Here is a 13816-nt window from a genome sequence, read left to right on the forward strand (position 1 = left end):
CACCTTCCAGAAGGCTTGCTCCGGCAAGCCTTTTTCTTTTTTGAAGCGAGAACTCCATGCGCATCGTCTTTGCAGGCACTCCAGAGTTTGCCGCCGAACACCTCAAGGCCCTGCTCGACAGCCCGTACGAGGTCGTGGCTGTCTACACCCAGCCTGACCGCCCTGCCGGCCGTGGCCAGAAGCTGATGCCAAGCGCGGTCAAGGCGCTGGCCGTGGCCCATGACATCCCGGTGTTCCAGCCACAGACCCTGCGCAACGCCGATGCCCAAGCCGAACTGGCCGCGCTCAAGCCCGACCTGATGGTGGTGGTCGCCTATGGCCTGATCCTGCCGCAAGCCGTGCTGGATATCCCGCGCCTGGGCTGCATCAACAGCCACGCCTCCCTGCTGCCACGCTGGCGCGGTGCGGCGCCGATCCAGCGTGCCGTGGAAGCCGGCGACGCCGAAAGCGGCGTGACCGTGATGCGCATGGAAGCCGGCCTGGACACAGGCCCGATGCTGCTCAAGGTGGTCACCCCTATCAGCGCCGACGACACGGGCGGCAGCCTTCACGACCGCCTTGCGCAGATGGGCCCGTCGGCAGTAGTACAGGCCATTGCCGGCCTGGCCGACGGTTCGCTGCAAGGCGAGGTGCAGGACGATGCACTGGCCACTTATGCGCACAAGCTGAACAAGGACGAAGCGCGCATCGACTGGAGCCGTCCGGCCCTCGAACTGGAGCGCCTGATCCGTGCCTTCAACCCGTGGCCGGTGTGCCACAGCACCCTGGATGGCGAAAGCGTGAAGGTGCTGGCCGCCAACTTGTCCACAGGCAACGGCGCCCCCGGCGAGATCCTTTCCGCCAGCAAGGACGGCCTGGTGGTCGCCTGCGGTGACCAGTCGCTGAGCCTGACCCGCCTGCAACTGCCTGGCGGTAAGGCACTGAACTTCAGCGACCTGTTCAACAGCCGCCGCGAGAAGTTCGCCGCCGGCAAGGTGCTGGGCCAATGAACCCGCGCCTCGCCGCCGCCCGGGCCCTTGCCGCTGTACTCAGCGGCAAAGCGTCGCTGAACAGCTCGCTGCCGGCCCAACTGGACAAAGTCGACGAACGCGACCGTGGCCTGACCCAGGACCTGGCGTTCGGCACCGCCCGCTGGCAGCCTCGCCTCGACCTGCTGGCCGCGCAGTTGCTGCAAAAGCCATTCAAGGCCGCCGACGCCGATGTGCAAGCGCTGCTGCTGGTTGGCCTGTACCAGCTGTTCTACACCCGTATTCCGGCCCATGCCGCCATCGGTGAAACGGTAGGCTGCGCCGACAAACTGAAGAAGCCGTGGGCCAAGGGCCTGCTCAATGCCGTACTGCGCCGCGCCCAGCGCGAGGGCGAGGACCTGCTCGCCAGCATGGAGCGCGACCCGGTGGTGCGCACCGCTCACCCGCGCTGGCTGCAAAAATCGCTGAAGGCCTTCTGGCCAGAGCAGTGGGAAGCCATCTGCGCTGCCAACAACGCTCACCCGCCGATGATTTTGCGGGTCAATCGCCGCCACCACAGCCGCGATGCCTACTTGGCGCTGCTGACCGAAGCGGGCATTGGTGCCAGCGCCTGCCAGTACAGCCGTGACGGCATCGTCCTGGCCGAAGCCTGTGACGTGCGCGGCCTGCCGGGCTTTGCCGAAGGCTGGGTGAGCGTGCAGGACGAAGCCGCGCAGCTGTCCGCCGACCTGCTCGAACTGGCGCCCGGCCAGCGCGTGCTCGACGCTTGCTGCGCGCCTGGCGGCAAGACCTGCCACCTGCTTGAAGCCGAACCGGGCCTGGCCCACATGACGGCCATCGACCTCGAAGCCAAGCGCCTGACCCGCGTGCGCGAGAACCTCGACCGCCTGCAACTGGACGCCGAACTGATCGCCTGCGATGCCCGCGATACCGCCAGCTGGTGGGACGGCAAGCCATTCCAGCGCATCCTTCTCGACGCGCCCTGCTCGGCTACCGGCGTGATCCGCCGCCACCCGGACATCAAGCTCACCCGCCAGGCCGACGACATCCCGGCCCTGGCCGCCCTGCAAGGCGAGCTGCTCGATGCCCTGTGGCCGACCCTGGAAGTAGGCGGCATGCTGCTGTATGCCACCTGCTCCAGCCTGCCAACCGAGAATACCGAAGTAATCGGCGCCTTCCTCGCCCGCACCCCGGGCGCCCGGGAGCTGGACCTGGCCACCGAAGCCGGCCTGCGCCAGCCCCACGGCCGCCAGTTGCTCGCCCAGGAAGGCGGCCACGACGGTTTCTACTATGCCAAGCTGATCAAGATCGCCGCCTCGCGCGGGTAAGCACACAAAAGGGTAGGGAGTAGCGGATGAAAATCATCATCCTCGGCGCAGGGCAGGTGGGCGGTACGCTGGCGGAACACCTGGCCAGCGAAGCCAACGACATTACTGTGGTCGACACCGATGGCGACCGCCTGCGCGATTTGGGCGACCGCCTGGACATACGCACCGTGCAGGGCCGCGGCTCGCTGCCGACAGTGCTGCGCCAGGCCGGTGCCGACGACGCTGACATGCTGGTGGCGGTAACCAACAGCGACGAGACCAACATGGTCGCCTGTCAGGTGGCCTATTCGCTGTTCCACACCCCGACCAAAATCGCCCGGGTGCGCGAGTCGTCCTATCTGACCCGTGAAGAGCTGTTCGACAATGACCATATCCCGGTCGACGTACTGATCAGCCCCGAGCAGGTAGTGACCAACTACATCAAGCGCCTGATCGAACACCCGGGCTCGCTGCAGGTCATCGACTTTGCCGAAGGCAAGGCTCAGCTAGTGGCGGTAAAGGCCTACTATGGCGGCCCGCTGGTCGGACAGCAGCTGCGCCAGATCCGCGCCCACATGCCCAACGTCGACACCCGCGTGGCGGCCATCTTCCGCCGCGACCGGCCGATTACCCCGCGAGGCGACACGGTGATCGAAGCCGACGACGAGGTGTTCTTCATTGCGGCGAAGAAGGACATCCGTGCGGTGATGGGCGAGCTGCGCCGTATCGACGAAACCAACAAGCGCATCGTCATCGCGGGCGGCGGACAAATTGGCGAGCGCCTGGCCGAAGCCATCGAAAGCCGCTACCAGGTGAAGATCATCGAGATGAGCCCGGCCCGTTGCCGGCACCTCTCCGATACCCTGGAAAGCACCGTGGTGCTGCAGGGCAGCGCCTCTGACAAAGACCTGATGCTTGAAGAGAACATCGCTGACGCGGATATTTTCCTGGCGCTGACCAACGACGACGAAGCCAACATCATGTCGTCGCTGCTGGCCAAGCGCCTGGGCGCGGGCAAGGTGATGACCATCATCAACAACCCGGCTTATGTAGACCTGGTGCAGGGCGGCGATATCGACATTGCCATCAGCCCGCAGCTGGCCACCATCGGCACCCTGCTGGCGCACGTGCGCCGGGGCGACATTGTCAGCGTGCACTCACTGCGCCGCGGTGCGGCCGAAGCGATCGAGGCGGTGGCACATGGCGATTCGAAGTCGAGCAAGGTAGTCGGCAAGGCCATCGAGGACATTGCCCTGCCACCGGGAACCACCATCGGCGCGATCATCCGTGACGAAGAGGTAATGATTGCCCACGACGACACCATGATCGAATCGGGTGACCATGTGATCCTGTTCGTTGTGGATAAAAAGCATATTCGTGATGTGGAGAAGCTGTTCCACGTCGGCTTGAGTTTCTTCTAGGAGAAAAGGGCATGCGCGAGTCGCTGGAGAAGATGCTGGCCAAGGGTGTGGATAACCCGTTGCTGCGGTTCGGCCTGGGCAAGGCCTGGCTGGATGAAGGCAATGGTGCTGAAGCGGCGGTGCACCTGGCGCGCTGTGTAGAGCAGGACCCGAAGTATTCCGCGGCGTGGAAGCTGCTGGGCAAAGCGTATCAGTTGCAGGGTGACCTGGCGGCGGCGCGTAAGGCCTGGGAAGACGGTATCGTGGCGGCGCAGGCCCATGGTGACAAGCAGGCCGAAAAAGAGATGACTGTGTTCCTGAAGAAAATCAATAAAACAGCAGGTTGACGCGGTCCCTGTGGGAGCGGGTTCACCCGCGAATGCGTCGGTGAAGCCAACATTGCATTCGCGGGTAAACCCGCTCCCACAGGGTCCCTGCTACAGCAGGCAGGATTGCATTCAGCCTGCTGTAAGCGCAGTCGATAACTCAGTACCAGCGCGGCTCGCCAGCCGGGCGCTTCTTGAAGCGCTTCATGCTCCACATGTACTGGCTCGGGTACTCGCGCACATAACGCTCGACCACTTTGCTCATCGCCGCCGCCGACACGTTCACGTCGGTGCTGTACATTTCTTCCGGCGCAGCTTCGAGGAACACCTTGAAACCCGAGCCATCCGGCAGCCGCAAGGCATGCAGGAACACGCCCACCGCCTTGCCTCCCGCCAGCATGTTCGGCACGAACTTGCTGGTCAGCGCCTGAGTGCCGAGGAACGGCACGAACACGCCTGCCGATTCCGCCGGCTCCGGGTCGGCCGGGATCCCCACCTGGCCCCCTCGGCGCACTTCCTTGATCACGCTGAGGATGCCTTCCTTGGTCGAAGGCGCCACGCGGTTGCCCATCTGCACACGCTGCTCGCGTAGCAGGTCATCCACCGCCTTCAGTTTCGGCGGGCGGTAGAAGATGATCGGTTTGCACTGGTTGCAATAGAAGTGGTTCAGCACTTCCCAGTTGCCCAGGTGGCTGGTGATGCCAACCACGCCCTTGCCCGAGGCCAGAGCCTGCTGCAGCACTTCCAGGCCATGCACTTCCTTGACCAGTTCCAGCGAACGCTGGGGCGGCCAGATCCAGGCACAGGCGCTTTCGACAAAGGATTTGCCGATATCCCGCAGGGCCTGGCCGACCAGTTGCTCACGGGCAACCGGGTCCATTTCGGGAAAACACTTGGCCAGGTTGATCCGCACCACGTTGCGCGAACCGTTGGGGATCTTCCACATCAGCCAGCCGATACCGGCACCCACGCGCTGAACTGCGCCCCAGGGCAGCTTGGCGAACAGACGCAGCACCCCGACCATCAGGGCGCCCTTGAACTTTTCCACAGGCGAATTCCTTATTTCAGCAAGGCGCGCATTGTAACCCCTCAGCGCACCAAGGCGGCGTAGCGATCGCAATCGGTGGTGTGGTCCATGACCATGCCGGTGGCCTGCATGAAGGCGTAGCAAATGGTCGGGCCGACGAACGTGAAGCCGGCTTTTTGCAGGGCCTTGCTCATGGCCTTGGCTTCATCGGTCACCGCTGGCACTTCGCTGCGGTCGGTGAAGTGGTTGACCTTCGGCACGCCACCAACGAACGACCACAGCCAATCGACGGGGTTATCCACAGCCAGCCAGGCCTGCGCATTGCGCCGGGCAGCCTTGAGCTTCAGGCGGTTGCGAATGATGCCGGCGTCCTGCATCAACTCTTCGATGCGTTCATCGCGCATGGCGGCAAGTTTTACCGGATCGAAGCCGAACATCACCTCACGATAACGCTCGCGTTTGCGCAAAACGGTGATCCAAGACAGCCCTGCCTGGAACCCTTCGAGCAAAAGCATCTCGAACAGCAACGCCGGGTCACGCTGGGGCGTTCCCCATTCCTGGTCATGGTAGGCCTGGTACAACGGATCGTCGGTACACCAAAAGCAGCGTGGCATAAGGCTCCAATGAGTAGAGGGCGAGGCGAATCAGGTTATACTCCCGCTCTTTACATCCGCATCCCCAGATACAGGTGAATTTCGTGAGCCAGCCTACGCCAGCCGTGCGTACCTTCCAAGACCTGATCCTCGCCCTGCAAAACTACTGGGCAGCTCAAGGTTGTGTGGTGCTTCAGCCCTACGATATGGAAGTAGGCGCCGGCACTTTCCACACCGCTACATTCCTGCGCGCGGTGGGTCCAGAAACCTGGAACGCCGCCTACGTGCAGCCTAGCCGTCGCCCTGCCGACGGGCGGTATGGCGAAAACCCCAACCGCCTGCAGCACTACTACCAGTTCCAGGTGGTGCTCAAGCCGAACCCGGCCAACTTCCAGGAGCTGTACCTCGGCTCGCTGAAAGCCATTGGCCTGGACCCGCTGGTGCACGACATTCGTTTCGTCGAAGACAACTGGGAATCGCCAACCCTCGGCGCCTGGGGCCTGGGCTGGGAAATCTGGCTGAACGGCATGGAAGTCACCCAGTTCACCTACTTCCAGCAGGTAGGTGGTATCGAGTGCTACCCGGTCACTGGTGAAATCACCTACGGCCTCGAGCGCCTGGCCATGTACATCCAGGGCGTCGACTCGGTGTACGACCTGGTGTGGGCCGACGGCCCGTTCGGCAAGGTCACCTACGGTGATGTTTTCCACCAGAACGAGGTGGAACAGTCGACCTACAACTTCGAACACGCCAACGTCGACAAGCTGTTCGAACTGTTCGACTTCTACGAAAGCGAAGCCAACCGCCTGATCAAGCTGGAACTGCCGCTGCCGACCTATGAAATGGTGCTGAAGGCCTCGCACACCTTCAACCTGCTGGACGCCCGCCGCGCCATCTCGGTAACCGAGCGCCAGCGCTACATCCTGCGTGTCCGTACCCTGGCCCGGGACGTGGCGCAAAGCTATCTGCAAGCCCGCGCACGCCTGGGCTTCCCGATGGCCACCCCTGAACTGCGTGACGAAGTGTTGGCTAAGCTGGAGGCTGCACAATGAGTGCTCAAGATTTCCTGGTAGAACTGGGCACCGAAGAGCTGCCTCCCAAGGCCCTCGCCAGCCTCGGCGACGCCTTCCTGGCCGGCATCGAGAAAGGCCTGCAGGCGGCTGGCCTGAATTACACCGGCAAGCAGGTATACGCCGCGCCGCGTCGCTTGGCGGTGCTCATCCGCCAGCTGGACGTGCAGCAGCCTGACCGCAGCATCAATATCGATGGCCCACCCCTGCAAGCTGCCTTCAACGCCGAAGGCGAGCCAACCCAGGCTGCCTTGGGCTTCGCCAAGAAGTGCGGCGTGGATCTGGCCGAGATCGACCAGAGCGGCCCCAAGCTGCGCTTCTCCCAGCACATCCCGGGCAAGGCTACCGTTGGGCTGCTGCCGACCATCGTCGAAGATTCGCTGAACGACCTGCCGATTCCCAAGCGCATGCGCTGGGCGGCCAGCCGTGAAGAGTTCGTGCGCCCGACCCAATGGCTGGTGATGCTGATGGGCGATCAGGTGGTCGACTGCACCATCCTGTCGCAAAAGGCCGGCCGTGAATCCCGTGGCCACCGCTTCCACCATCCAGAAAACGTGCTCATCACCACCCCGGCCAACTACGTCGAAGACCTGCGCAAGGCCTACGTCCTGGCCGACTTCGCCGAGCGCCGCGAGCTGATCAGCAAGCGTACCGCAGAGCTGGCCATGCAGCAGGAAGGCACGGCCATCGTTCCACCTGCGCTGCTGGACGAAGTGACCGCACTGGTCGAGTGGCCGGTGCCGCTGGTGTGCTCGTTCGAGGAGCGTTTCCTCGACGTGCCGCAAGAAGCCCTGATCACCACCATGCAGGATAACCAGAAGTACTTCTGCCTGCTGGACAGCGAAGGCAAGCTGCTGCCGCGCTTCATTACCGTGGCCAACGTCGAAAGCCGCGACCCGAAGCAGATCGTGCAAGGCAACGAAAAGGTCGTACGCCCGCGCCTGACCGACGCCGAGTTCTTCTTCAAGCAGGACAAGAAGCAGCCACTGGAAACCTTCAACGAGCGCCTCAAGAACGTGGTGTTCCAGGCTCAGCTCGGCACCGTGTACGACAAGGCGGAACGTGTTTCCAAGCTGGCCGCCTTCATTGCCCCGCTGATCGGCGGCGACGCCCAGCGCGCTGGCCGTGCCGGCCTGCTGTCGAAGTGCGACCTGGCCACCGAGATGGTCGGCGAATTCCCTGAAATGCAGGGTGTTGCCGGTTACTACTACGCGCTCAACGACGGTGAGCCGGAAGACGTCGCACTGGCCCTGAACGAGCAGTACATGCCGCGCGGTGCAGGCGCCGAGCTGCCGCAGACCCTCACCGGTGCTGCCGTAGCCATCGCCGACAAGCTCGACACCCTGGTGGGCATCTTCGGCATCGGCATGCTGCCTACCGGCAGTAAAGACCCCTATGCCCTGCGCCGTGCCGCCCTGGGCGTGCTGCGAATTCTGATCGAGAAGCAACTGGACCTGGACCTGACCGGTGCAGTCGAGTTCGCGGTCAAGCAGTTCGGCGCCAAGGTCAAGGCCGCCGGCCTGGCTGACCAGGTGCTGGAATTCATCTTCGACCGCCTGCGTGCGCGCTACGAAGACGAAGGTATCGACGTCGCCACCTACCTGTCGGTACGTGCCCTGCAGCCAGGCTCCGCACTGGACTTCGACCAGCGCGTTCAGGCCGTGCAGGCGTTCCGCAAGCTGCCGGAAGCCGAGGCCCTGGCAGCGGTGAACAAGCGCGTGTCGAACCTGCTGAGCAAAGCCGAGGGCGCCATCGCCGAGCAGGTCGAGCCGAAGTACTTCGACAATGCCAACGAGTTCTCCCTGTACTCGGCCATCCAGCAGGCCGACCAGGCCGTGCAACCGATGGCTGCTGCACGCCAGTACAGTGAATCGCTGGCCCGCCTGGCAGCCCTGCGCGACCCGGTCGACGCCTTCTTCGAGGCGGTGATGGTCAACGCCGAAGACGCCAAGGTACGTGCCAACCGTTATGCCCTGCTCAGCCGCCTGCGCGGCCTGTTCCTGGGTGTGGCTGACATTTCGCTGCTGGGGTAAACCTTGAAACTGCTGATTCTCGACCGTGACGGGGTGATCAACTACGACTCCGACGCCTACATCAAGACGCTGGAAGAGTGGATTCCGATCCCTGGCTCGGTCGCAGCGATCGCGCAGTTGAGCAAGGCGGGCTGGACGGTGGCCGTGGCCACCAACCAGTCCGGCATTGCCCGTGGCTACTATCCGCTGGCAACCCTCGAAGCCATGCACGCGCGCCTGCGCGCGCTGGTGGCAGAGCAGGGTGGCGAGGTGGGCCACATCGTCTATTGCCCTCACGGGCCGGACGAAGGCTGCGATTGCCGCAAGCCCAAGCCCGGCATGCTGCGGGCGATCGCCGAGCATTACCAGGTTTGCCTTGAAGGCGTCTGGTTCGTTGGCGACAGCAAAGGTGACCTGGAGGCCGCCCTGGCCGTCGGTGCACAACCCGTGTTGGTGAAAACCGGCAAGGGTGAGCGGACCCTGGAAAAAGGCGTCCCGGAAACTACACTGATTTTCGACGATCTGGCAGCTATCGCCAGAGAACTAATTTAAACAGTGCGCCTTCAGGCGCATTTTCCTCAGGCGGGCATGCCCCGCAATGGTACGAGCCACTATGTCGATCCTGCAGGCGATCAGAATCTTTCTTTTTTACCTGCTGCTGGGCACCAGTTCACTGCTGTGGTGCTCGCTGAGCTTCTTCGTCGCGCCATTTTTGTCGTTCCCCAAGCGCTACAAGTTCATCAACGTGTACTGGTGCCGCTGCGCGCTGTTCCTGGTGCGCACCGTTCTGGGCATTGACTACAAGATCACTGGCGCCGAGAACGTGCCGGCTGAGCCTTGCGTGATCCTGTCGAACCACCAGAGCACCTGGGAAACCTTTTTCCTATCCCAGTACTTCTCGCCGCTGAGCCAAGTGCTCAAGCGCGAGCTGCTGTATGTGCCGTTCTTCGGATGGGCCATGGCCATGCTGCGGCCGATCGCGATCAACCGCGATAACCCGAAGGAGGCGCTGCGCCAGGTGGCCAGCAAGGGTGACGAGCTGCTCAAGCAGAAGACTTGGGTGCTGATCTTCCCGGAAGGTACCCGCGTGCCATTTGGCACCGTCGGCAAGTTCTCGCGCGGCGGTACCGCGCTGGCGGTGAATGCCGGGCTGCCGGTTCTGCCGATTGCCCACAATGCGGGTAAGTTCTGGCCGAAGACCGGGTGGGGCAAGCGCGCCGGCACCATCGAGGTGGTGATTGGCGAGCCGATGTATGCCAACGGTACGGGGCCACGCGCCATTGCCGAACTCAACGACCGTGCTGCAGCGTGGAACGAAGCGACACAGCGGGCCATGGGTTCGCTGCCGCCAGCGGAGGAAAAACCCCAGGAGCAGATGGCCTGACCATCTGTGGATAACTTGTGAGCAGTTTTTCGACAAAATGCTCGGAGTGATGCCTAACTCGTTGAATTAGCTGTTTATTTTTTTGTATGACATTTTCTTGAAAAACGTGCATAAGTTTTTTCAGGGCATAAGAAAACCGGCTTTTACAGCCGGTTTTTTTATGCCCTGCAGCCAGCATGAATGGCCTTCAGAGCTTGTCGATATCTACATCCTTGGTTTCTTTCAGGCAGAAAATCCCCACAACCAGGCTAATCCCGGTCACCAGCACTGGGTACCACAGACCGTAGAATATATCCCCGGTGTACACCACCAGCGCGAACGACACGGTCGGCAAGAAGCCACCGAACCAGCCATTACCGATGTGGTAGGGCAACGACATAGAGGTGTAGCGGATACGGGTCGGGAACAGCTCGACCATCACCGCCGCCAACGGGCCGTAGGTCATGGTCGCAATCAGGATCATCGCTACGATCAGCACCACCACCATCACCTGGTTGACCTGTGCAGGGTCGGCCTTGGCCGGATAGCCCGCCTGCTCCACCGCCGATCGCATGGCCGCTTCGTCGAAGCCGTTGATGATTTTGTCACCAATGTTGACCACCACCTCGCTGCCAGCCACGCTTACCGCGCGGTAGGGGAGGCCCTGCTTGACGAGGAAGGTCTTGACCTTATCGCACGGGCTATCGAAACGTGCCTTGCCGACCGGGTCAAACTGGAAGGTACAACCTTGTGGGTCAGCAGTAACCACGATCGGCGCCTGCCGGCTGGCGGCATCGATCTGTGGGTTGGCGTAGTGGCTCAGCGCCTTGAACAGCGGGAAGTACAGCACGGTGGCCAGCAGCAAGCCGAGCATCAGGATCGGCTTGCGCCCGATACGGTCCGACAACCACCCGAAGAACACAAAGAACGGAGCACCGATCACCACACTGATGATCAGCAGGGTGTTGGCCTGGGCCGGGTCCATCTTCAGCATCTGGGTCATGAAGAACAACACGTAGAACTGTGCGGTGTAGAAAGTTACCGCTTGACCGGCATTGATACTGAACAGCGCGGTAAGCACTACTTTAAGGTTTGGCCAGGAAGTGAACGACTCTCGGATTGGCGACTTGCTGACCTTACCCTGGGCCTTCATTTTCACGAAGGCCGGCGACTCATGCATGCTCATGCGGATCCAGGTGGAGATAGCCAGCAGCACGATCGACAGCAGGAACGGCAGGCGCCAGCCCCAGGTTTCGAACTGGTCCCCACTGACATAGCGGCTCCCCAGTACCACCAGCAACGACAGCAAAAGGCCCAAAGTAGCGGTGGACTGAATGAAACCGGTATGGAAGCCACGCTTGCCGGGCGGCGCATGTTCGGCCACATAGGTAGCCGCACCGCCATATTCACCGCCCAGCGCCAGCCCTTGGAGCATGCGCAGGATCACCAGGATGATCGGTGCGGCAATGCCGATGCTGGCGTAGGTGGGCAACAAGCCAACGGCGAAGGTGGACAGGCCCATCAGGACGATAGTGACCAGAAAGGTGTATTTGCGCCCGATCATGTCGCCCAGGCGGCCGAACACCAGCGCGCCGAACGGCCGCACCAGAAAGCCGGCAGCAAACGCCATGAGGGCGAAGATGAAAGCGGTGGTGTCGTTCACGCCAGCGAAGAACTGCTTACTGATGACCGCTGCCAGCGCGCCATAGAGAAAAAAGTCATACCACTCGAAAACCGTCCCGAGGGATGACGCGAAAATGATCTTGCGTTCTTCACGGCGGCTGGAGCTGCTGGCCGCCGCACCCTGCTCTTGGATGTAATCCGACATCGTTGCTGTCCTCGGCCCGCAGGCCACAGTGATTATTCTTGTTGTTCCACTGTCGGCAGCTTTCGACCGCAAGCTGCCGCTACTGCACGCACCCGGGTCAGGGGGTCGGTAACGCGTCTTCGTTCAAGTAGGTTTGGGTAGCAGCTCCTTTGAGGATCAGTTGGGCCGCCTTCTCGGCGATCATCAGGGTGGGGGAACAGGTATTGCCCGAGGTGATCTGCGGCATGATCGAGGCGTCGGCCACGCGCAAGCCAGGGATGCCACGTACGCGCAACTGGTTATCCACAACGTCCGTTTCCCCATTGCCCATGCGACAGGTACCCACCGGGTGAAAAATGGTAGTGCCGATCTGACCGGCAGCCTCGAACAGGTCCTGCTCGGATTGCAGGGTCGGGCCCGGCAGGTATTCCTTGGGTTCGAAGGCGGCCAGGGCAGGGGCCTGAACGATGCGCCGGGTAAGCCGGATGGCATCGGCGGCGACGCGCAGGTCTTGGGGGTCACTCAGGTAGTTGGGGTCGATCAGCGGGGGGCTGTTCATGTCGGTGCTGCGGATATCGACCCGTCCGCGGCTGGCCGGGCGCAGGTTGCATACCGAAGCGGTGAAGGCCGGGAACTGATGCAAGGGCTCGCCGAAGCGCTCAAGAGACAGTGGCTGCACGTGGTACTGCAGGTTTGCGGTGGCCTGATCCGGGCTGGAACGTACAAACACGCCCAGCTGGCTCGGCGCCATGGCCAGCGGACCGCTGCGGTCGTAGAGGTAGCGCAGGCCCATGCCCATCTTGCCCCACAGGCTGTTGGCCATCTGGTTCAAGGTACGGGTGTTGCGAATTTGGTAGATCAGCCGCAGCTGCAAGTGATCCTGCAAGTTGCCACCAACCCCGGGCATGTCGTGGCGCACGCCAATACCCAAACTTTCCAGCAACTGCCGCGGGCCAATACCGGAGCGCTGCAGGATGCCGGGCGAACCGACTGCCCCAGCGCAGAGGATGATCTCGCGACGCGCGGGAAACTCGTGCCAGGCACCTTGCCAGAATGCCTTCACTGCACGGGCGCGAGTGTTGTTGAGCAGTATCTGGTCAACCTGCACACCGGTCAGCACGGTAAGGTTGGCGCGGTGCTTGATCGGCCGCAGAAAAGCCTTGGAAGCGTTCCAGCGTACACCGCTGCGCTGGTTCACCTGAAAGTATCCACAGCCCTGGTTGTCGCCGGTATTGAAGTCATCGACCTTGCCAATGCCGCTTTGCTCGGCGGCATCGCGGAAGGCATCGAGGATCGGCCAACTGTAGCGCTGGCGCTCGACCCGCCACTCGCCGTCGCCGCCATGATGTTCGCTGGCGCCGGCAAAGTGGTTTTCACTGGCTTTGAACAGCGGCAGCACGTCCCTCCATGCCCAACCGTCGTTGCCTTGCTCGGCCCAATGGTCGTAGTCGGCAGCCTGACCACGCATGTAGATCATGCCATTGATAGAAGAACAGCCACCGAGCACCTTGCCGCGTGGATAACCCAATGAGCGACCGCCCAGGCCAGGCTGTGCCTCGGTTTTGAAACACCAGTCGGTGCGTGGGTTGCCGATGCAGTAGAGGTAACCCACCGGAATGTGAATCCACGGATAGTTGTCGCGACCGCCCGCTTCCAGCAGCAGCACCCGACAATCAGGGTTGGCGGACAAACGGTTGGCCAGCAAGCACCCGGCTGGACCGGCCCCAACGACCACGTAATCGAAGACAGAATCGGCTGATGGCATGTGCAACCTCGGGCCTGATTATTATTCTTGTCCCGATTCATCTTAGTGAGTAATTTCGTGGAGGAAACACGAGATTTCGCGCAGCCGTTGTGCGTTTTAGCACAGGGGTAATCCTGGACCGACCTGTTCGCGGGCTCGCCCACTCCCCAGAGGGATCGCGTCACCGTCAGGTTTCGCT

The 13816-nt window shown here is 62.3% G+C and carries 12 protein-coding genes; 8 read left to right on the plus strand and 4 right to left on the minus strand.

Features of this window, described 5'->3' with window-relative positions; genetic code table 11:
- The first annotated feature begins 56 nt into the window (after positions 1 to 56).
- Genes fmt through OO258_RS19420 form a run of 4 tightly spaced genes read left to right on the plus strand, consistent with a single transcriptional unit; the run spans position 57 to position 4022 of the window.
- Positions 57 to 989, plus strand: a complete 933-nt coding sequence (fmt, locus tag OO258_RS19405; RefSeq protein WP_266032083.1) for a methionyl-tRNA formyltransferase — start codon at positions 57 to 59, stop codon at positions 987 to 989.
- The gene (gene rsmB, locus OO258_RS19410; RefSeq protein ID WP_266032084.1) at positions 986 to 2296 is read left to right on the plus strand and encodes a 16S rRNA (cytosine(967)-C(5))-methyltransferase RsmB; all 1311 of its coding nucleotides are present in this window, start codon (positions 986 to 988) and stop codon (positions 2294 to 2296) included. Before fmt ends, rsmB begins: the two co-directional genes overlap by 4 nt.
- Before the next feature lie 26 nt (positions 2297 to 2322).
- Positions 2323 to 3696 carry a Trk system potassium transporter TrkA gene (gene trkA / locus OO258_RS19415; RefSeq protein WP_012269873.1) on the plus strand — a complete coding sequence of 458 codons (1374 nt, stop codon included), beginning with the start codon at positions 2323 to 2325 and terminating at the stop codon, positions 3694 to 3696.
- Positions 3697 to 3707: 11 nt separating this feature from the next.
- Positions 3708 to 4022, plus strand: a complete 315-nt coding sequence (locus OO258_RS19420) for a tetratricopeptide repeat protein (RefSeq protein ID WP_266032085.1) — start codon at positions 3708 to 3710, stop codon at positions 4020 to 4022.
- Positions 4023 to 4161: 139 nt separating this feature from the next.
- Here OO258_RS19420 and OO258_RS19425 read toward each other — a convergent pair whose 3' ends face one another.
- Positions 4162 to 5049, minus strand: coding sequence for a lysophospholipid acyltransferase (locus OO258_RS19425; RefSeq protein ID WP_266032086.1), 888 nt, complete (start codon positions 5047 to 5049; stop codon positions 4162 to 4164).
- A gap of 41 nt (positions 5050 to 5090) precedes the next feature.
- Positions 5091 to 5642: a DNA-3-methyladenine glycosylase I gene (locus OO258_RS19430; RefSeq protein WP_266032087.1), complete on the minus strand. Its 552-nt coding sequence runs from the start codon at positions 5640 to 5642 to the stop codon at positions 5091 to 5093.
- Positions 5643 to 5725: 83 nt separating this feature from the next.
- Between OO258_RS19430 and glyQ the strand changes: the two genes are divergently transcribed.
- The 4 genes from glyQ to OO258_RS19450 are packed head-to-tail and all read left to right on the plus strand — an operon-like array spanning position 5726 to position 10087.
- The gene (gene glyQ / locus OO258_RS19435) at positions 5726 to 6673 is read left to right on the plus strand and encodes a glycine--tRNA ligase subunit alpha (RefSeq protein ID WP_003253126.1); all 948 of its coding nucleotides are present in this window, start codon (positions 5726 to 5728) and stop codon (positions 6671 to 6673) included.
- On the plus strand, positions 6670 to 8724 hold the full coding sequence (gene glyS, locus OO258_RS19440; protein WP_266032088.1) for a glycine--tRNA ligase subunit beta: 2055 nt from the start codon (positions 6670 to 6672) through the stop codon (positions 8722 to 8724). Before glyQ ends, glyS begins: the two co-directional genes overlap by 4 nt.
- Positions 8725 to 8727: 3 nt before the next feature.
- Entirely contained in the window at positions 8728 to 9255 is a 528-nt protein-coding gene (gmhB, locus tag OO258_RS19445) for a D-glycero-beta-D-manno-heptose 1,7-bisphosphate 7-phosphatase (protein WP_266032089.1), read from the plus strand.
- A gap of 46 nt (positions 9256 to 9301) precedes the next feature.
- Positions 9302 to 10087, plus strand: coding sequence for a lysophospholipid acyltransferase family protein (locus OO258_RS19450; protein WP_266032090.1), 786 nt, complete (start codon positions 9302 to 9304; stop codon positions 10085 to 10087).
- A 187-nt stretch (positions 10088 to 10274) separates the two neighbouring features.
- Here the strand turns inward: OO258_RS19450 and OO258_RS19455 are convergent, their stop codons facing one another.
- Together OO258_RS19455 and OO258_RS19460 are read right to left on the minus strand one after the other, a co-directional pair.
- A complete protein-coding gene (locus OO258_RS19455; RefSeq protein ID WP_266032091.1) occupies positions 10275 to 11894 on the minus strand; it encodes an MFS transporter in 1620 nt (539 codons plus the stop codon).
- A gap of 97 nt (positions 11895 to 11991) precedes the next feature.
- A complete protein-coding gene (locus OO258_RS19460; protein WP_266032092.1) occupies positions 11992 to 13638 on the minus strand; it encodes a GMC family oxidoreductase in 1647 nt (548 codons plus the stop codon).
- Positions 13639 to 13816 lie beyond the last annotated feature (178 nt).

This window comes from Pseudomonas sp. DCB_BI (genome assembly GCF_026240995.1).
Lineage (GTDB): Bacteria > Pseudomonadota > Gammaproteobacteria > Pseudomonadales > Pseudomonadaceae > Aquipseudomonas.

Coding starts and splice junctions, on each gene's coding strand:
- fmt (WP_266032083.1), top strand. CDS start 57: ATGCGCATCGTCTTTGCAGGCACTCCAGAGTTTGCCGCCGAACACCTC.
- rsmB (WP_266032084.1), top strand. CDS start 986: ATGAACCCGCGCCTCGCCGCCGCCCGGGCCCTTGCCGCTGTACTCAGC.
- trkA (WP_012269873.1), top strand. CDS start 2,323: ATGAAAATCATCATCCTCGGCGCAGGGCAGGTGGGCGGTACGCTGGCG.
- OO258_RS19420 (WP_266032085.1), top strand. CDS start 3,708: ATGCGCGAGTCGCTGGAGAAGATGCTGGCCAAGGGTGTGGATAACCCG.
- OO258_RS19430 (WP_266032087.1), bottom strand. CDS start 5,642: ATGCCACGCTGCTTTTGGTGTACCGACGATCCGTTGTACCAGGCCTAC.
- glyS (WP_266032088.1), top strand. CDS start 6,670: ATGAGTGCTCAAGATTTCCTGGTAGAACTGGGCACCGAAGAGCTGCCT.
- OO258_RS19450 (WP_266032090.1), top strand. CDS start 9,302: ATGGTACGAGCCACTATGTCGATCCTGCAGGCGATCAGAATCTTTCTT.
- OO258_RS19455 (WP_266032091.1), bottom strand. CDS start 11,894: ATGTCGGATTACATCCAAGAGCAGGGTGCGGCGGCCAGCAGCTCCAGC.
- OO258_RS19460 (WP_266032092.1), bottom strand. CDS start 13,638: ATGCCATCAGCCGATTCTGTCTTCGATTACGTGGTCGTTGGGGCCGGT.